The 18,054-nt window shown below is 54.9% G+C and carries 17 protein-coding genes and 2 tRNA genes; 14 read left to right on the plus strand and 5 right to left on the minus strand.

Features of this window, described 5'->3' with window-relative positions; translation table 11 throughout:
* From AC4FIC_RS12950 to AC4FIC_RS12965, 4 genes are all read left to right on the plus strand, one after another.
* Positions 1–705, plus strand: a 705-nt coding sequence (locus AC4FIC_RS12950; RefSeq protein WP_490359421.1) for an aldehyde dehydrogenase family protein, incomplete at its 5' end; no start/stop codon positions are given.
* Positions 706–768: 63 nt separating this feature from the next.
* Positions 769–1,251, plus strand: a complete 483-nt coding sequence (gene coaD, locus AC4FIC_RS12955; RefSeq protein ID WP_100256026.1) for a pantetheine-phosphate adenylyltransferase — start codon at positions 769–771, stop codon at positions 1,249–1,251.
* A gap of 54 nt (positions 1,252–1,305) precedes the next feature.
* Complete coding sequence (locus AC4FIC_RS12960) at positions 1,306–1,560, plus strand: YfhL family 4Fe-4S dicluster ferredoxin (RefSeq protein ID WP_100256027.1); 255 nt, start codon at positions 1,306–1,308, stop codon at positions 1,558–1,560.
* 146 nt (positions 1,561–1,706) lie between these two features.
* Positions 1,707–2,747, plus strand: a complete 1,041-nt coding sequence (locus AC4FIC_RS12965) for a GMP reductase (protein ID WP_100256028.1) — start codon at positions 1,707–1,709, stop codon at positions 2,745–2,747.
* Between the two features lie 9 nt (positions 2,748–2,756).
* Here the strand turns inward: AC4FIC_RS12965 and AC4FIC_RS12970 are convergent, their stop codons facing one another.
* Genes AC4FIC_RS12970 through AC4FIC_RS12985 form a run of 4 tightly spaced genes read right to left on the minus strand, consistent with a single transcriptional unit; the run spans position 2,757 to position 6,960 of the window.
* Positions 2,757–3,383, minus strand: a complete 627-nt coding sequence (locus tag AC4FIC_RS12970) for a CDP-alcohol phosphatidyltransferase family protein (protein ID WP_100256029.1) — start codon at positions 3,381–3,383, stop codon at positions 2,757–2,759.
* A complete protein-coding gene (locus tag AC4FIC_RS12975) occupies positions 3,376–4,014 on the minus strand; it encodes an ATP-binding cassette domain-containing protein (RefSeq protein ID WP_100256030.1) in 639 nt (212 codons plus the stop codon). The genes AC4FIC_RS12970 and AC4FIC_RS12975 overlap by 8 nt, the downstream gene beginning before the upstream one ends.
* Before the next feature lie 4 nt (positions 4,015–4,018).
* The gene (locus AC4FIC_RS12980) at positions 4,019–5,737 is read right to left on the minus strand and encodes an ABC transporter permease (RefSeq protein ID WP_273284701.1); all 1,719 of its coding nucleotides are present in this window, start codon (positions 5,735–5,737) and stop codon (positions 4,019–4,021) included.
* 26 nt (positions 5,738–5,763) lie between these two features.
* Positions 5,764–6,960, minus strand: coding sequence for an ABC transporter substrate-binding protein (locus tag AC4FIC_RS12985; RefSeq protein ID WP_273284699.1), 1,197 nt, complete (start codon positions 6,958–6,960; stop codon positions 5,764–5,766).
* A gap of 188 nt (positions 6,961–7,148) precedes the next feature.
* On the opposite strand from AC4FIC_RS12985, the gene glnE reads away from it, so the two are divergent.
* Positions 7,149–9,974: a bifunctional [glutamate--ammonia ligase]-adenylyl-L-tyrosine phosphorylase/[glutamate--ammonia-ligase] adenylyltransferase gene (gene glnE / locus AC4FIC_RS12990; protein ID WP_100256033.1), complete on the plus strand. Its 2,826-nt coding sequence runs from the start codon at positions 7,149–7,151 to the stop codon at positions 9,972–9,974.
* A gap of 165 nt (positions 9,975–10,139) precedes the next feature.
* Positions 10,140–11,135, plus strand: a complete 996-nt coding sequence (locus AC4FIC_RS12995) for a branched-chain amino acid aminotransferase (RefSeq protein ID WP_273284695.1) — start codon at positions 10,140–10,142, stop codon at positions 11,133–11,135.
* 38 nt (positions 11,136–11,173) lie between these two features.
* Here AC4FIC_RS12995 and AC4FIC_RS13000 read toward each other — a convergent pair whose 3' ends face one another.
* Entirely contained in the window at positions 11,174–11,488 is a 315-nt protein-coding gene (locus AC4FIC_RS13000; RefSeq protein ID WP_100256035.1) for a YhbY family RNA-binding protein, read from the minus strand.
* Positions 11,489–11,570: 82 nt separating this feature from the next.
* Between AC4FIC_RS13000 and rlmE the strand changes: the two genes are divergently transcribed.
* The 8 genes from rlmE to AC4FIC_RS13040 all read left to right on the plus strand — a co-directional run bounded on the left by rlmE (position 11,571) and on the right by AC4FIC_RS13040 (position 17,968).
* Positions 11,571–12,215: a 23S rRNA (uridine(2552)-2'-O)-methyltransferase RlmE gene (gene rlmE, locus AC4FIC_RS13005; protein WP_100256036.1), complete on the plus strand. Its 645-nt coding sequence runs from the start codon at positions 11,571–11,573 to the stop codon at positions 12,213–12,215.
* A 10-nt stretch (positions 12,216–12,225) separates the two neighbouring features.
* Positions 12,226–14,142, plus strand: coding sequence for an ATP-dependent zinc metalloprotease FtsH (gene ftsH, locus AC4FIC_RS13010; protein WP_100256037.1), 1,917 nt, complete (start codon positions 12,226–12,228; stop codon positions 14,140–14,142).
* Between the two features lie 162 nt (positions 14,143–14,304).
* Positions 14,305–15,090 carry a dihydropteroate synthase gene (gene folP, locus AC4FIC_RS13015; protein WP_100258672.1) on the plus strand — a complete coding sequence of 262 codons (786 nt, stop codon included), beginning with the start codon at positions 14,305–14,307 and terminating at the stop codon, positions 15,088–15,090.
* 20 nt (positions 15,091–15,110) lie between these two features.
* On the plus strand, positions 15,111–16,457 hold the full coding sequence (gene glmM / locus AC4FIC_RS13020; protein ID WP_100256038.1) for a phosphoglucosamine mutase: 1,347 nt from the start codon (positions 15,111–15,113) through the stop codon (positions 16,455–16,457).
* Positions 16,458–16,576: 119 nt separating this feature from the next.
* Positions 16,577–17,326, plus strand: a complete 750-nt coding sequence (gene tpiA, locus AC4FIC_RS13025) for a triose-phosphate isomerase (protein WP_273284689.1) — start codon at positions 16,577–16,579, stop codon at positions 17,324–17,326.
* Between the two features lie 6 nt (positions 17,327–17,332).
* Complete coding sequence (secG, locus tag AC4FIC_RS13030; protein ID WP_273284688.1) at positions 17,333–17,683, plus strand: preprotein translocase subunit SecG; 351 nt, start codon at positions 17,333–17,335, stop codon at positions 17,681–17,683.
* Positions 17,684–17,690: 7 nt separating this feature from the next.
* A tRNA-Leu gene (locus AC4FIC_RS13035) sits at positions 17,691–17,777 on the plus strand.
* 114 nt (positions 17,778–17,891) lie between these two features.
* A tRNA-Met gene (locus tag AC4FIC_RS13040) sits at positions 17,892–17,968 on the plus strand.
* The last annotated feature ends 86 nt before the right edge of the window (positions 17,969–18,054 follow it).

The raw sequence follows: 18,054 nt of genomic DNA on the forward strand, positions 1-18,054 counted from the left end.
CTGGTGTTTGCCAAATGTCTCAATGCCGGCCAGACCTGTGTGGCGCCCGACTACATCCTCTGCCCAGACGATCAGGTTAGCGACTTTGTGCAGCATTTCTTGTCCGAAGCCAAGCGCCAATATGGCGATATTACTCAGAACGATGACTATACGGCGATCATCAACCAAGCCCAGCGCAAGCGGTTGATCGCCTATGTCGATGAGGCCAAGGCCGCCGGCGCATTGGTTTTTGTCGCCGGGCCGTCCGACGAGTTGGATTACTATGGCAATAAGTTACCCCCCATCCTGTTGACCAATGTGCCCGAGGGCTCTCGGTTATTAGAGGATGAAATTTTTGGCCCGCTCTTGCCGATAATCAAATACCATAGCCTCGATGAGGCGCTCAACTATATTAACGATCGCCCTCAACCCTTGGCGCTTTATGTTTTTGGTTACGAGCAGCAGTTACGACCGCTATTCAGCCGCAAGACGCACAGCGGCGCCCTAATGTTCAATGAAGCCGTAATTCATGTCGGTATGCCGAATTTGCCCTTTGGTGGTGTGGGTAACAGCGGCATGGGCCATTACCACGGTCGCTACGGATTTGAGACCTTCTCCAAGTTAAAACCGATAATTGTCAAGCAGCGGTTGAGCAGCCTCAAGTTGCTGTATCCACCCTATAAGTCCTGGCTGGTGAATTTGATTTTACGTGTTTTTGGCCGGTAATTTGTCTGGCGCGTTGGCATACGTTAAGATGCGCGCGCTTTTTTTAACCACAGAGCGGTGAATATGGGCAGTACTGTAATCTATCCCGGAACCTTCGACCCCATTACCTTGGGTCATATGGATCTTGTTGAGCGAGCGCTGCGACACTTCGATAAGGTGATCATCGCCGTGGCCGACAGCCCGAAGAAACAGCCGTTATTTTCGTTGTCCGAACGGGTTGATCTGGCCGGCTCCGTGACGCGCGGATACGGCAACGTCGAGGTGTTGGGCTTCAGCAACTTGTTGGTCGATTTTGCTCACGAGCATAAGGCCCAGGTTATTTTGCGCGGCCTGCGGGTGGTCAGCGACTTCGAATACGAATTTCAGCTGGCCAACATGAATCGGGTCTTGGCACCGGATTTAGAGAGCATGTTTCTGACCCCCTCGGAACAATACTCCTTTATTTCGTCAACCTTTGTCCGCGAAATTTCGCTGCTCAAGGGCGATGTGTCGAAAATGGTTCACCCCATAGTGCAGGCAGCCTTAAACAAACGTTTCGGCCGCTGATCGTCTGCGCACTGAGCCGGCCTTGGTTGAAAACTCTCGGAGGAGATCTGCGTTATGGCGCTGTTAATTACCGATGAATGCATCAACTGTGATGTTTGCGAGCCGGAGTGCCCGAATAACGCCATCTCGGAGGGTGAGGAGATCTATGTGATCGATCCGGCCCTCTGTACCGAATGCATCGGCCATTACGACGAGCCACAGTGCCAGCAAGTTTGCCCAGTCGACTGCATCCCGCTCGATCCACAGCACGTTGAGTCCAGCGAGCAGCTGCAAGACAAGTACACCCGCATTACCGCGATACCCGCCTAGCCCTTTTCGATTGCTCGCCTCGAGCTTAGATTCTTGCATCGGCCGTTGCCTGACCAATCGGTCATAAAATAGATTGGACTGCACTCGGCCGCGTGCTAGCCTTGGACACCGGAGTTATCGATTGCCTACCAACATCCGGAGCCGCTATGCACGTTGAAAATGATATTAAGCTGGGTTTTAAAGATGTCATGATCCGCCCCAAACGGTCGACCTTAAAATCCCGTTCCCAAGTCTCGCTCGAGCGCACCTTCACCTTCCTGAACAGTAAAAAGACCTGGACCGGCGTGCCCATTATCGCCGCCAATATGGATACGGTTGGGACCTTTGCCGCGGCCTTGGTACTGGCCGAGTTCCGGATGCTCACGGCAGTGCATAAGCACTATTCGGTTGAGCAATGGCAGGATTTTCTGCACGACATTGACCCGGCCGTGTTGCCCCATATTATGGTTAGCAGCGGCACCTCCGATGCCGACTTGAATAAGTTACGCGCGATATTGGCACTGCACAGTGGCCTTGAGTTTCTCTGCATCGATGTGGCCAATGGCTATTCCGAGCACTTCGTGACGTTTTTGCGTCGGGTGCGCGCCGAATACGCCGACCTAACCATCGTCGCGGGTAACGTGGTCACCGGTGAAATGACCGAAGAGCTGCTCTTATCTGGCGCGGATATCGTTAAGGCCGGGATCGGCCCTGGCTCGGTCTGCACCACCCGGGTTAAAACCGGTGTTGGTTATCCTCAGGTGTCCGCGGTGATTGAATGCTCGGATGCGGCCCACGGTCTCAATGGACACGTCATTTCCGACGGCGGCTGTACCTGCCCGGGCGATGTCTCCAAGGCCTTCGGCGCCGGTGCCGACTTTGTTATGCTCGGTGGCCTGTTGGCCGGACATGATGAAAGTGGCGGCGATCTGGTTGAACAAGACGGTCGTCAATATCGTCTCTTCTATGGCATGAGTTCCGATACGGCGATGGACAAGTACCATGGCGGAGTGGCGAATTACCGAGCCAGCGAAGGCAAGACGGTGAAGATTCCCTATCGCGGTCCACTGGCCGTGACCATGCTCGATATACAGGGCGGTGTGCGCTCAACCTGCACCTATGTCGGGGCTGCCGCGTTACGCGAGCTGTCCAAGCGGACCACCTTTATCCGCGTTCAGGAGCAGGAAAATCGACTCTTCAATAGTTAATTGTCGCGCTCAGTGCGGTGCTTTGGTCAACGTCTTGAGGGTGTGGGCACCGCCCACCACCCGACTCAGGGTAGTCAGAACACAGAGCCCAAAAAACACCCAAGCCAGGGTCGGGAAGGCGTTTGGCAACAGGCACATCAGGACAAAAAAACCTATCGTCTCAGTACCTTCCGCAATGCCGGTGAGATAGTAAAAGCCTTTGTTGGGGTAACGCATCGAGTGCAGCGCAAAGCGCTCGGCAAACACCGCGAAGGCCAAAAAACTTGAGCCGGTGCCGACAAAGGCAAAGATTAGGCCGGCTGCCGGCAAAGCATTGCGTCCCGGATCGGCCAAGGCGAAACCAAATATCACCGCCGAGTAAAAGATAAAATCGAGCACTACATCGAGATAGGCGCCTCGCTCAGTAGCTTGAGTAAGGCGCGCCACCGCGCCATCCAAGCCATCCAAGATTCGATTCAGGCCGATAGCCAGCAACGCCGCGGTAAAATGGCCGGTCGCCAAGGCTGGCAGCGCGAGCATACCGATGGCAAAGCCGAGCAGCGTCACGTGGTCGGCTGTCACGCCAACGCGCACTGTGTACCGGGCCATTCTAAGCAGCGGAGGTCGCACCAGCCTTAAGGTTAAGCGATCAAGCATCGGGTGCCTCCAAGTCAACTATTCGACTGCCATCGGGTATGTCCTCCGGGTCATGGGTCACCAAGACCACAGGAATATGTTGATGCCCTAACTGTTCAAAAACCCACGCGCGAAACTGCCCGCGTAGGGCACGATCCAGCTTTGAAAAGGGTTCATCGAGCAGCATCAGTTTGGGTTCTGACAAGAGCGTGCGCAACAGACTGATCCGCGCCCGCTGGCCGCCGGACAGGGTGGCGATATCGCGCAAGGCATAAGAGCCGAGGCCGGATTCGCTCAAGGCGTCCTGGATACGAGCGGCTTTCTCGCCGCGTGAAAAATGCGCCGGCAGGCCAAAGAGGAGATTCTCAAAAACATTAAGATGTGGAAACAACAGATCGTCTTGAAATAGGATACCGACCTGACGGCGCTCGATCGGCACGGTGCGCAAAGAATTGCCGTTGAGCAGAATTTCCCCACTACTTTTGAATGCCGAGGTCAAAATACCGGAAATATCGGCCAGCAGGGTCGACTTGCCCGAGCCACTAATGCCGGTTATGGCGCCAATCTCACCCGCTGCAACGGTTAGGCTGAAGGCCTTAAAGAGCGGCTGTTGGTGCCGGCACAGTTGATAATTTTGCAATTGCATACTCATAGGCTTAACTCACGGTCTGGCTCATCGCGCGACGATGTCGAAAGCGATAAGCGGGAATCAGCGTGGCCAGCGCAAAGACAATTAGCGGTAACAGCTGCTGCCACAGGGCCATTACCGCCATCAGCCGACGGTCACTGCCCGAGGCTAGGGCAACGGCCTCTGTGGTCAGGGTGGCAAAGCGACCGGCACCGACAAAGATCGTCGGCAGGTACTGGGCGATCGATACGGCAAAGCCGGTGGCGAAGGCGTATAGAATCGGGCGCAGTAAGATTATCAGTTTGATGCGCCAAAAGCTGTGCGCGCGCCGACCGGTTAAGGACAGCGCTAGCCAGCTGAAGCGATCATCAAACTGTCGATAGGGTCCGCTTAGGGTCAAAAATACATAGGGCACCACAAAGACTAGATGGGACCAGAGCAATGCGACAAAGGTACCGTCCAGCCCAACCCGAATCAACCAAACCTGAAAACCAAAGATAAAGGCGATTTGCGGAATTAGTAATGGCAGATAAAGCAGCACGAGGATCTTTTGTCCGCGGACCTTTTGGCCGCCATATTTCAGTCGAACCTCGTTTTCCAAGCACCCGACCACTACAGTAATGGCCAACAATGCCGATAGGGTGGCCAACAACAGAGTGCACCAGAGCGGATCGGACAGTTGCGTTAAGGAATGTGCCACCTTGTCGAGCGAGAAGCGACTGGGCAGTACATCAGGATAGCGCCATTGTGCCGCCAAGCCCCATATCAGGGTGATCAGTAAAGCGGCGGCATAAAAGAACAGCAAAACAAAGCTGATCAAGCGCGCCATCGGCTTTTCCCAAGCCGGCCAATGACCGCTAAGGCGGCGTTCCAGGCAATGACTGCGCAGTCGACGCAGAGGGTTTTCCAGCAGCAGGGCGCCCGCCATAATTAATGACAATAGCATTAACAGTGTTGCGGCCCCGGCGGCACCAACGGTGCGTTGGCTGAGATCCGGATCATTGAACCACTGGGTAATCAATACCGCCAGCGTTGCCGGGGTAGTGGGTCCGGCGATCACCGCTATATCGACAACGGTTAGGGAGTAGGCCAACACAGCAAAAAAGGGCAGTCGAATTTGCCGGTAGAGTTGTGGGAAGATCAACCATAGCCAGGCGAATCGGTTGCTGTGGCCCAGGCTATTGGCGAGCCAAAGCGTCTGCTGAGCCTTTAGGGTGGGCAATATCGCCAGGCACATCAGCAATAAAAACGGGATTTCTTTCAGCGCCAGCGTGACAATCAGGCTGATGCCGTGCGGATCCTGAAAGGTTGACCAGAGTGGCGGTCGGTCTAAACGATCGCTCATCAGCGCGAGCAGGCGCACCAGCCAGCCACTGGGCACGAGCAGAAAACTCATGCCAATGGCAAAAGCAGCATGAGGAATCGATAGGATGGGCGCCAAGGATTTTTCCAACCAACTGAACAGCGCCGACGGATAGGCACCTATCAATAAGAGTGCCGTAGAGACCAAGGCCAGCGCAGCTGCGCCCAGTCCGGTCACCAGGGTATGACGCAATGCCCCCGGGAAGCTTGGGTGGCTAAACAGGTTAGACCAGGGTGCGAGGCTCAAACGATCCAGTCCGATAGCTGGAAACCACCCAAAGGCTGGCAGCCAGGTACCGACCAGGCCGAGTATCACCGGCGTTAAGAAGATCGCCACCGTCAGCCAGGGGATGATGGCGAGCGGGTGGCTCAGGCGCAGCGTCATGATCGGCTCATCTTGGCGCCGAGACCTTATTGACTGTATCGGCTCAGCCACGCCTGTTCGATTGCCGCGACCCAGCTAGCATGGGGTTCCAGCAAGACCTTCGCAAGTTGCTCATTGGACAGGGTCGCCACGCCCATCGGCAAGTCGGTGAACGCCTTGCGCTGCGCGTTCGACAGTTTCGCCATGGCCAGTACGGTCGGGTCGCCCCAGACCGTGGTATTGGCTTTTCGTGCCTGCGCTTCGGGCGACATCAGGAAGTTAGCGAAGACCATGGCGCCTTGTGGATTGCTGGCATTGTAGGGAATGGTGACAAAGTGGGTGTTGCCAATGGTACCGCTGCGGTGAATATAGGTGCGAATCGTGTCCGGTAAGTCGCCATTAGCGATGGCATTGCTGGCATCAAAGGGGTTAAAGCTCAGGGATATCGCGATCTCGCCATCATTGAGCAGCTGCTTCATGCGCGGCGCGCCATCGGTAAAGGTTTTACCCTCTTGCCACATCAAGGGGTGTAACGCGTCAAGATATTGCCATAATGATGCCGTTATGGCGTCAAAATCGGCCAGCGCAACGGGTGCGTACAGGGCCGGGTTTTGTTCGGTCAATTCACTCAATATCTGTTTCACAAAGGTCGTGCCATGGAACGCCGGCAAGGCCGGGTAGGTGAATCGTCCCGGGTTGTTTTGCGCAAAGGTGAGTAACTCCTGCGCCGAAGTCGGCGCCTGGGCGACATATTGGCTGTCGTACATAAACACCAATTGAGCCATGCCCCAGGGCGCTTCCAAGTTATCGACCGGGGTCGTGAAGTCGAATAGGGTGGTCGGTTTGTGTTCGGTATCGACCAGGCGGTAGTTGGGTAGGTCTTGGGTAAAGGCGCCGTAGAGCAGGTCGTTTGCCTTCATATTGGCAAAATTTTCACCATTGATCCAAATTAGGTCCACGGCACCACCGGTTTGTTTTCCGGCCGCCTTTTCAGACAACACCTGATTGACGGCATTGGGCGCGACGTTCTTAACGTGCTTGACGGTGACCCCATAATCCTCTTGGACCCGTTCGCCAGCCCACTGAATATAGCTATTAATATGCTCATCACCGCCCCAGGCATGGAAGTAAACGGTCTGACCCTTAGCCTGGTTGCTAATGTCTTGCCAGTCGGCGGCGCCGACCAGGGTAACGGTAGATAGCAGGGTTGTGGCCAAGAGTCGAAAAGGGGTACGCTGGATCATGAAAGCTGTCCTTGGTTACTGGCATGGCCTTGGGCCAATGATAAAAATTATTACTCAGATGATCGCACTGTCGACCGGTAGATGACAGTCCCCATCTTGATAAGGTCCCGTTTTACGCACTAATAAAATGACCCAAAAACGACTAAAGTGTAGCTGGAATCGATTTTTCTGTCGCACAAGGACTGCCCATGCACCTTGCCAAAAAACTCTCCCAGGAACGTGACCGACTTTGCCAAGACGCTCGTTGCAGTGCTCTCGACGCCGCAGCCCGGGACGCCGTCGTGCGTTTGTGCCTGGCCAGCCCTTGGTTGGCTAGTTGGGTTCAGACCCAGCAAGATTGGCTTCTAATGGTTGCGCAATTTAAGGCGCCGGCAAATCCGGTAGACGAATTGACGGCGCTGGCACAGCACTGGTCGCTCGAGGGTGAGGTAGCCCTGATGTTGGACTTGCGCGTCTGGCGCAATCGCCACCTGGCGCGACTGATGGCTCGCGATATATGGCATCTCAACAGTGTAGCGCAAACCGCGCAAGCGGTATCGACCTTGGCCGATGCCGCACTGCGTTGCGCCTTGGCCTGGTGTATGGCCTTTTGGCAAGCCAAGGACGGACTGCCCGCCCCCTGTGACTATTCGGATGGTCCCGCGCAGCTGGTGGTGTTGGCCATGGGCAAACACGGCGCCGAGGAACTCAATCTGTCGTCTGACATCGACCTGATCTTCAGCTATTCCGGGCCAGGTACCACCAGTGGTGGGCGCAGCCATGAGGCGTTTTTTACCCGAGTAGCCCGCAAGCTGATCCACGTGCTGGACGCGCGCACCGCCGAGGGCTTTGTGTTTCGAGTCGATATGCGCTTGCGCCCCTGGGGTCAGTCGGGCGCATTGGTTTCAAGCTACGCGGCATTGGAAAACTATTATTTACTCCAGGGCCGATTTTGGGAGCGTTTTGCCATGGTCAAGGCTCGCCCAGTAACCGGCCCTGAAGCGGCGCAGCAGGCCCTGGCGGATTTGCTGCACCCCTTTGTATACCGCACTTATGTTGATTATCAGGCGCTCGGCGCGCTGCGTGAGCTAAAAAGCAAGATTCAACAGGAAGTTCAGCGCCAGCATGGTGATGACAACATCAAGTTGGGCCGGGGCGGGATTCGGGAAGTCGAATTCATCGCCCAGGTGTTTCAACTGATTCGTGGTGGCCAAGAAGAACTCTTACAACAGCGCGGCACCTGGCCGGTGCTGCAAGCCCTTGCTCGGTTGGAATTGCTGCCGGAGGCTGCGGTCGATGAATTGACCGCGGCCTATGATCATTTGCGCGATTTGGAGCACCGCATTCAAGCGATCAACGATCAGCAAACGCAATTGCTGCCGACCGATGAGGTGGCGCGCGAGCGTCTTGCCCTGTCGCTCGGTGCCGAGTCGGTGTCGGCTATGTTGGTCGATCTGAGCCGTCATCGCGACCGGGTGCACGGCCATTTCTCGGATCTGATCGCGGAAGAGGTCGAGATCCAAGTTAATCAAAAGCTGCTGCCTTATATGCAGGCATGGCGCAGCGGAAGCTGGATCGAGGGTGCCGCCGATCCGGATCCTGACTTGACCGAGTCGATGCTCAGCTTGGCCCAGATCCCTGCGGTGCAGCGCCTATCCGTGGTCGCCCGGGACAATATGGCCGGCTTCATTCCTCGCTTATGGCTGGAATTGGCCCGCTACCGGGATGCGCCAGCGCGACTGGTCAGTATCCGCCCACTCTTGGAGGCCATCGTCCGGCGCAGCAGTTATTTCGTACTATTTGCAGAAAATCCGCTAGCCATTGCCGAACTGGTCAAGCTGGTGCCGGCCAGCCCTTGGCTTGCCCGGCAGTTGCAGGAAAAACCCTTTTTGCTCGATGAGCTGACGGATCGGGCGAGCCTGTATCGCTTGCCCGATCGGGCCGAATTGCGGGCCGAGTTGCATCTGCTCCTACTGCGCGTTCCGGAGGATGATCTTGAGCGGCAGATGGAGCTGTTGCGCCATTTCCGCCATGCTCGAGTGCTGCGTGCGGCGGCGTGCGAAATATCCAGCGTGCTGCCATTGATGAAAATATCCGACTACCTGGCCTGGGTGGCCGAGGTGGTGGTCGATCAGTCGCTGGCGCTGGCGTGGCGTCAATTGGTGGCCCGTCACGGTCGACCCAGTAAGGCCGGCGGCGACTGGTGCGATCCAGACTTTGGCGTCATCGCCTATGGCAAGATGGGCGGCTTGGAGCTGTCTTATGAGTCCGATCTAGACCTGGTTTTTTTGCACAATGCCTCTGTCCAGGGCGTTACCGAAGGCCCCAAGGTTATTGATAACGGGGTCTTTATGGCGCGACTGGGACAAAAGTTGATTCATCTGCTGAGCGCTATTACCCCGTCCGGACGACTCTACGAGATCGATACTCGACTGCGTCCGTCCGGCAACTCAGGACTGCTGGTTAGCAGCCTGACGGCCTTTGCCAAGTATCAACAGGACAAGGCCTGGACCTGGGAGCATCAAGCGCTCATCCGAGCGCGATTTATCGCCGGGGACGAAAGCTTAAAGCATGGCTTCGACGCCCTGCGCGCTGAACTGCTTGCCAAGCCCCGCGATATAGACAGTTTGCGCTGCGACGTCCTCGCCATGCGCGATAAGATGCGCGCCCATCTGTCCAGTCGGGCACAGGGGGCTGACGCGCAGTTCGACTTCAAACAGGATGCCGGCGGAATCGTTGATTTGGAGTTTTTGATCCAGTTTCTGATCTTGGCGCATGCCCATGACTCGCCGCAACTGACCCGATGGTCGGACAACGTGCGCTCGATCGAGGCGCTCTATCGTTGTCAGATCTTCGCTGAAGCTGACCGAAAAAACCTCCTGGCAGCCTACCTTACGCTGCGCCAGGAAGTACATCATGCCATCCTCAAGGGCGAGTCCAGCCAGCGAAACCTGAGCGAGCTGGCACCGGAATTGGCGCATATTCGTGGTCAGGTAATCGACTATTGGCAACGCTATCTGGATCCGACGGAGTGACTCAGCGCACGAGCCCCGCGCACCAAGTAACGCCTGTCATGGCATTTTGGCGCTAGTGTCCGGTATCACAAATGTCATACAATAACGCCAATAATAATCCACCTATACTTACCACCAACCATTTACCGCGGTGCCACAAGGTGCTCGGTGCTTTAGGGAATCTATATGGCAGCATTTGGTACCGTTTTTATGCCCGAAATGGCGTTGACCACCTTTGAAGGCAATCGTTGGAGTGACGCTGAACTGGTCAATGCGCAAGCCATCGCGCTGCATCCGGGTGCGCATGTCTTGCACTACTCGAGTACCTGTTTTGAAGGTCTTAAGGCGTTTCGACATGCCGACGGCAGTGTCCATATATTTCGTATGGACGCCAATATTAAGCGCATGATGCAAAGCAGTCGGCTCTTGAGTTTGCCTGCCGTGGATCCGGTTCAGTTGGGTCAAATGATTATCGAGGTGGTTAAGAAATTCGCCCACGACGTTCCGGAGCAGCCGGGTTCGATGTATATCCGACCGACCCACATAGGCACTGAGGCAGCCATCGGCAAGGCGGCGGCGGCCACCCTGAGTTCAATGTTGTATGTTCTGCTTTCGCCGGTCGGGGATTACTTTGCCGGTGGCGCCAAGCCGTTGCGCCTGTTGTTGGAAGAAGACGGCATGCGCTGCGCCCCGCATATGGGCATGATCAAAAGCGGTGGTAACTATGCCAGTGCCTTGGGGCCGATAGCCCGCGCGCGCGATAGCGTAGACGCTGACCAAATCCTGTTTTGCCCGAATGGCGATGTCCAGGAGACGGGCGCGGCAAACTTTATTCTCATCGATGGTAATGAAATCATCACCAAAGGCTTGGACAGCAGTTTTTTGCATGGTGTTACTCGGGATTCGCTATTAAAGCTCGCCGCCGATATGGGTATGACCGTAAGCGAACGCAATATATCGGTCGAGGAATTATTGACCCGTGCCGCCAAAGCCAATACCGAAGCGGCACTGTCTGGCACTGCAGCGGTGTTAACGCCGGTGGGTACGCTTATTCATCAGGGGCGAGATTATGCCGTCGGCACTGGGCTGGCAGGTCCAAGCACGCTGAAATTACGTCAGGCGCTAAACGATATACAGTGGGGCAAGACTGCCGATCAGCACGGATGGCTGACACGCGTTTAAGGCCGGCGGCCAGACCCAGCGGTCTGGTCGCACGTCACTCAGAGATGGCTGAACCGCTTTAAGTTAGATAACTTGGGGTTCGGTTTGGTCACCTTGCGCAAAATCAGCGCTATATGCCCGATGGTTTGCACCAAGGTGGCATTGGTCTGCTCCATGACCTCTGCGATCAGGGCCTTCTTATTGTCACGATCTTCGGTGACGAATTTAATTTTAATCAGTTCGTGATCGTTCAAAGCGCGTTCAATTTCCGCTAAAACCGTCGCGCTTAGCCCGTTTTCGGCAACGGTTACCACTGGGCTTAGCTGATGGCCGATGGTCCGTAAACCCTTTTTGTCGTTCTGTTTCAAACTCATAATCAGTAAATCTCATGTTAATATGGGTGTAACACTGCAAATTGTACTGTAGATCGACAGAAATCACTAAAGAGGATTTTCCGTGGCGCGCCCAAAAAATAGTCAAGAATGGCTTAGAGAGCATTTTGACGACAAATATGTCCAGATGGCCAAGCAGGATGGCTACCGCAGTCGTGCCAGCTACAAGCTGTTAGAACTGTGCGAAAAGGACCGATTGATCCGCTCCGGAATGACGGTCGTAGATTTGGGGTCGGCACCGGGGGGTTGGTCGCAAGTCGCCGCTAAACAGGTCGGCTTTCAAGGTCGCGTAGTGGCCTCCGATATACTTGAGATGGACAGCGTCGCCGGGGTCGAATTTATCCACGGTGACTTCACCGATGACGCGGTATATAAGGCGTTACAGGATTGTATTGGGAGCGATCCCGTCGACCTTGTAATCTCGGATATGGCCCCCAATATGAGCGGTAATGCGGTAATTGATCAACCTGCGGTGATGTATTTGGTAGAGCTGGCGTTCGAAATGGCTCAAGCAATACTGAAGCCCGGAGGGGGGTTTGTCGCCAAGGTGTTTCACGGGGTAGGCTTCGACGCCTATGTTAAGACCGTGAGGCAGCACTTTACTAAGGTCGTAATGCGTAAACCGGATGCATCCCGGACCAGGTCTCGAGAGACCTATCTGGTTGCAACGGGGTACAAGGGTTTAGCAGACACGCAGCCGTCTGCGTAAGAAGGTAAAAATGAACGATATGGCAAAGAATCTAGTACTCTGGTTGATAATCGCAGTGGTTTTGCTGGCGGTGTTTAAGAATTTTGATATGACCACGGCCCCTGACGAGATGAGTTATTCCCGTTTTGTGCAGCAAGTGGAGCAAGATCAAATTAGAACCGTCACCTACGCCGGCCTTAATATCTATGGCGAACGCAAGGACGGTTCCTTGTTTCAGACCGTTCGGCCGGCATCGAATGATGACACGGCGATGATTGACATTATGATCGACAATAATGTGGAGGTGAAATCTCGACAGCCGGATCAGCCCAGCATCTGGACTCAATTGTTTGTCGCATCCTTTCCGATCTTGATTATTCTTGGCGTCTTTATGTTTTTCATGCGTCAGATGCAAGGCGGAGGCGGAGGCGGTAAAGGCCCGATGAGCTTTGGCAAGAGCAAGGCGCGTTTGCTCGGCGACGACCAAATTAAGACCACCTTTAAAGATGTGGCCGGTGTCGAAGAAGCTAAGGAAGATGTCCAAGAGCTGGTCGAATTTCTGCGCGATCCAGGTAAGTATCAGCGCCTCGGCGGCAAGATTCCGCGTGGCGTGTTGATGGTGGGCCCCCCCGGTACGGGTAAAACCCTGCTTGCCAAGGCGATTGCCGGTGAAGCTAAGGTGCCGTTCTTCTCCATCTCCGGTTCCGACTTTGTCGAGATGTTTGTCGGTGTCGGTGCCTCGCGCGTGCGGGATATGTTTGAACAGGCCAAGAAGCAGGCACCGTGCATTATTTTTATCGATGAGATCGATGCCGTGGGCCGTTCACGCGGAGTCGGCATTGGCGGCGGTAATGATGAGCGCGAGCAGACCCTGAACCAGTTACTGGTGGAGATGGATGGTTTTGAAGTCAACGATGGCATCATCGTGATCGCTGCGACGAACCGCCCTGACGTGCTCGATCCCGCCTTACTGCGTCCGGGTCGCTTTGACCGTCAGGTTGTGGTCGGCTTGCCGGACATTCTCGGTCGCGAGCAGATATTAAAAGTGCATATGCGTAAGGTGCCGATTGCCGATGACGTCGACGCGAGCATCGTGGCACGTGGTACGCCCGGTTTCTCCGGTGCTGACCTCGCCAACCTGGTCAATGAGGCTGCCCTGTTTTCTGCCCGTCTAAACAAGCGGATGGTGAATATGGAGGAATTTGATCGGGCCAAAGACAAGATTATGATGGGCGCAGAACGCAAAGCGATGGTCATGTCGGAAAAAGAGAAGACCAATACCGCCTATCATGAAGCCGGTCACGCTATCGTTGGAAATCTTTTTCCGGAACACGACCCGGTTTACAAAGTCAGTATCATTCCCCGCGGTCGCGCCTTGGGTGTAACCATGTTTTTGCCCGAAGAAGATCGTTATTCGATCAGTAAACGTGCCCTCGAAGGTCAGATCTGTGGTCTTTACGGTGGCCGAATCGCTGAAGAAATGACCCTTGGCAAGGAAGGCGTCACCACCGGTGCGTCAAATGACATCGAGCGAGCCACATCGTTGGCGCGCAATATGGTGACCAAGTGGGGTCTGAGCGAGCTTGGTGCACAGCAGTTTGAAGACGAACAACAGACTTACTTGGGCAGTCAATCATCGGTTGCCGGTATGTCACCCGTGACGGCCCAAAAGGTTGATGAGCAGATAAAGGATATCTTAGCGCGCTGTTACAAAGAGGCCACTGAGATTCTGGAAGGCAATCGAGACAAGCTGGAAGCGATGAAAGATGCTTTGATGGAATATGAAACCATTGATGCGGCACAAATCGAAGACATCATGTCGGGTCAAAAGCCAAGACAGCCTAAGGGTTGGGACGATCGGCATCGACAGATGCCACCGATTCGATCGGATGAGCCAGAAGAGCAGGACGATAAGAAAGAACCAGACCCCGAACGATCCGACGACTGAGTCGATCCAAGGGAGTCAATATTAAAGTCGGTGCCTTGCGCCGACTTTTTTTATATAGTGCTAGGCAAACGCTATTGCGAAACGCATTCAACACTAGGAAGGCTGTTGGACACTCACTATCACTTTAACGGCAAAAGCCTGTCCCGGACCTCGGCCCATGTGATGGGTGTGTTGAATGTCACCCCGGATTCATTCTCCGATGGTGGGCGTTTTGTCGGGTTGGACCAGGCCCTCTATCAGGCTGAGGCTATGATTGAGGCCGGTGCGGCGATAATTGATGTCGGCGGTGAGAGTACTCGGCCCGGCGCTCTGGCGGTATCGGAGGCCGAGGAGCTGGCGCGCGTGGTGCCGGTGATCGAAGCCCTGTCGGCCCGTTTCGACACCCTGGTGTCGGTCGATACCAGCACCCCGCTGGTGATGTTGGCGGCTGCCAGTCACGGTGCTGGGCTGATCAATGATGTCCGCGCCCTGCAGCGACCGGGTGCTTTGGCGGCAGCTGCTCAGACCGGCTTGGCAATTTGTTTGATGCATATGCAGGGTCAACCCGATAAAATGCAGAGCCAGCCTCGCTACGCCGATGTCGTGGCCGAGGTTGGCGCATTTTTTCAGCATCGGCTGTCAGCCTGCGCGGAGGCGGGCATTGCTCGGGATCGTATGCTATTGGATCCTGGTTTTGGTTTTGGCAAGACGCTGGAGCATAATCTTCAACTGCTTAATCGACTCGATCATTTGGCGATTGATCAATTGCCCCTGTTGGTCGGTACCTCGCGTAAAAGTATGATTGGTGCGGTACTCAATAAGCCGGTCGATGAGCGCCTTTACGGCAGCTTGGCGACGGTCGCGGCAGCGGTGCTGAAGGGTGCCTGGATCGTTCGCGTCCATGATGTGGCGCCAACGGTCGATGTCGTTCGAATGTTAAATGCGGTTCGCTTGGAGCGGTCCGACTAGCCATAATTGGAGATAATGACGTGAGCAACGGAAAAAAATATTTCGGTACCGATGGGATTCGGGGCGAGGTGGGGCAGGGCGTCATTACCCCAGAGTTCTTTCTGAAGCTTGGCTGGGCCGCGGGTCGGGTTTTTTCGCGCGCGGGCAAGGGTAAGATTGTAATCGGCAAGGACACCCGTATTTCGGGTTATATGTTTGAATCGGCACTCGAGTCGGGCCTGGCTGCGGCCGGGTGCGACAGTCTGCTGGTCGGCCCCATGCCGACCCCGGGGGTTGCCTACCTGACCCGCGCGTTCCACGCCGATGCTGGCATCGTGATCTCCGCGTCACACAATCCGTTTTATGATAACGGCATCAAGTTCTTTGCCGCCGATGGCACCAAGTTGCCCGATGACATTGAATTCGCCATCGAGGCGGAGTTGGACGCTGTGCTGCAGACGGTGCCGAGTTCCGAGCTGGGTAAAGCCCGACGGATTGAGGATGCCAGTGGTCGATATATTGAATTTTGCAAGTCGACTTCTGGATATCTAAATCTAGACGGCATGCATATCGTGCTTGATTGCGCTCATGGCGCGACCTATGACGTGGCACCTAAGGTGTTTCGCGAGCTCGGTGCCACCGTTCATGTCATTGGCGCGGCGCCTGATGGCCTGAATATCAACGATCAAATCGGTTCGACCCACCCAGCCGCACTGCAAAAAGCGGTTCTGGAGCAAAACGCTCAGTTGGGCATCGCCTTCGATGGAGATGGCGATCGTTTATTGATGGTGGATCAAGAAGGTCAGGCCGTCGATGGCGATGAATTGCTCTTTATCCTTGCTAAGCATCTGCAAGGCAAGGGCGTGATTCGGCAGGGCATTGTTGGTACTCTGATGACTAACCTTGGCCTCGAAGTAGCGCTGAGGAAGCTCGATCTTGAGTTGATTCGCGCTAATGTGGGCGACCGCTACGTTATGGAACAGTTGAACACTCGGGCTTGGCCGCTCGGTGGCGAGAATTCCGGTCATATCGTCTGTAAGCATGTGACCACGACCGGCGATGGCATTGTGGCCGCGTTACAGGTGCTATGCGCACTGCGCGACAGTGATCAGACTCTGGCGCAAGCCAAATCGGGTATGCGTAAATATCCTCAGGTCATGATCAATGTCAAACTGCCCCAGAGAGTGGATGTGCTAGCCTTACCGGCAGTGCAAAGCGCGATGGCGCAGGCCGAGCAGGTATTGGCCGAAACCGGTCGTGTATTGCTGCGGCCTTCCGGTACCGAGCCGGTAGTTCGGGTTATGGTCGAGGGCGAGGACATTACGACCGTGAAGGCGGTTTGCAAGACGCTGGCCTCGGCTGTGTCGGCCGCTGTTGCCAATCTCTAAGCTAATTAGTTGATTTAATAGCTTATTTTTTTTAATTCGGGTGTATTTCCCTGCTCTGACTCTTGCGAGGCCAGAGCAAACTAAGTACACTCTGCGCCCGCTCGATGGAGGCAGGTATTATGCGACGTTTATTAGTAGCAGCAAACTGGAAGATGAATGGCGACATGAGCTCTAATGCAGCTCTGTTGGCAGCGTTTAAAGCAGGCTTTAATGGCTCTGCAGATACGGCTATTTTTCCACCGGCTGTTTATATACCGCAGTTGGCTGACAGCTTGAAAGGTTCGGCTATCGCATATGGCGTGCAGAATATTCACTTCGAAGAGAAGGGTGCCTTTACCGGCGAGACTAACCTGGCCATGGCGCAAGACTTTGGCTGCCAGTATATTCTTGTCGGGCATTCTGAGCGGCGCGAACTGTTCGGCGAAACTAATGCCATCGTTGCGAAAAAAGTTGTTGCGGTTTTAGCCGCCGGCTTGATTCCAATGTTGTGTATCGGTGAAACACTGGAGCAGCGTGAAGCCGGTGTTACTGAGCAGATTTGCAAAGAGCAAATCGATGCCGTACTCACTCAGGTCGGAATTAAGGCATTTGAAAAAATTGTGATCGCCTACGAACCTGTTTGGGCCATTGGAACCGGTAAAACCGCTTCCCCGGAACAGGCGCAGGACGTACACTCCTTTATTCGCCAGCTGTTGGCCGCTGAAGATGCAGCTGTTGCCGCCAAAACACGTATTCTGTACGGTGGCAGCGTTAAGGCTTCCAGCGCCCAGGCGTTGTTTGGTCAGCCCGATATAGACGGCGGACTGGTAGGCGGCGCGTCATTGATGGCCGAAGAATTCGTAGCGATTTGCAACGCTGCTCAAGGGTAAGTTCAGATGATTTATGAAAATTTAATTTTATTGGTTCATGTTCTATTGGCAATTGGTGTGGTTGCCTTTGTTCTGATCCAGCGAGGCAAGGGCGCTGAAGCAGGCGCATCGTTTGGTGGCGGTGCGTCGCAAACGGTGTTTGGTTCATCGGGCAGCGGGAACTTTTTAACCCGCTCTACCGCAGTGCTGGTCGCTTGTTTCTTTATAACCAGTTTGAGTTTGGCGTTTATCGCTAAGCAGAAGGCAGCAGATATAGCGGGTATCGACATTCCGTCTTCTGTTGAGGCGTCACCAGTAGGTTCCGATGTACCGGTTTCGGTAATTGAATCACCTGCCAGTGCGCTACCAACCGAGTAAAGTTTAAGCCGACGTGGTGAAATTGGTAGACACGCCACCTTGAGGGGGTGGTGGGCTTCGGCCCATGCTAGTTCGAGTCTAGTCGTCGGCACCAATCCTAGAACCTGTTTGATGCAGGCTCTATTGTGAAGGCAGAGGTTCCTTGCAACATAAGGGCCCTGTCCGTATAATTTGCGCGGTCGAAAGGCCGGTAATTATAACGTTTTAATGCGGGGTGGAGCAGTCTGGTAGCTCGTCGGGCTCATAACCCGAAGGTCGTCGGTTCAAATCCGGCCCCCGCTACCAATTGGGTTTTGGCGTAAAACCCGAAACCAGGCGAACAAATCGGCATTGCCGATCAAGGTCGTCGCCGAGCGCGGACCGTTTCAAAT

The organism is Reinekea sp. (genome assembly GCF_982785585.1).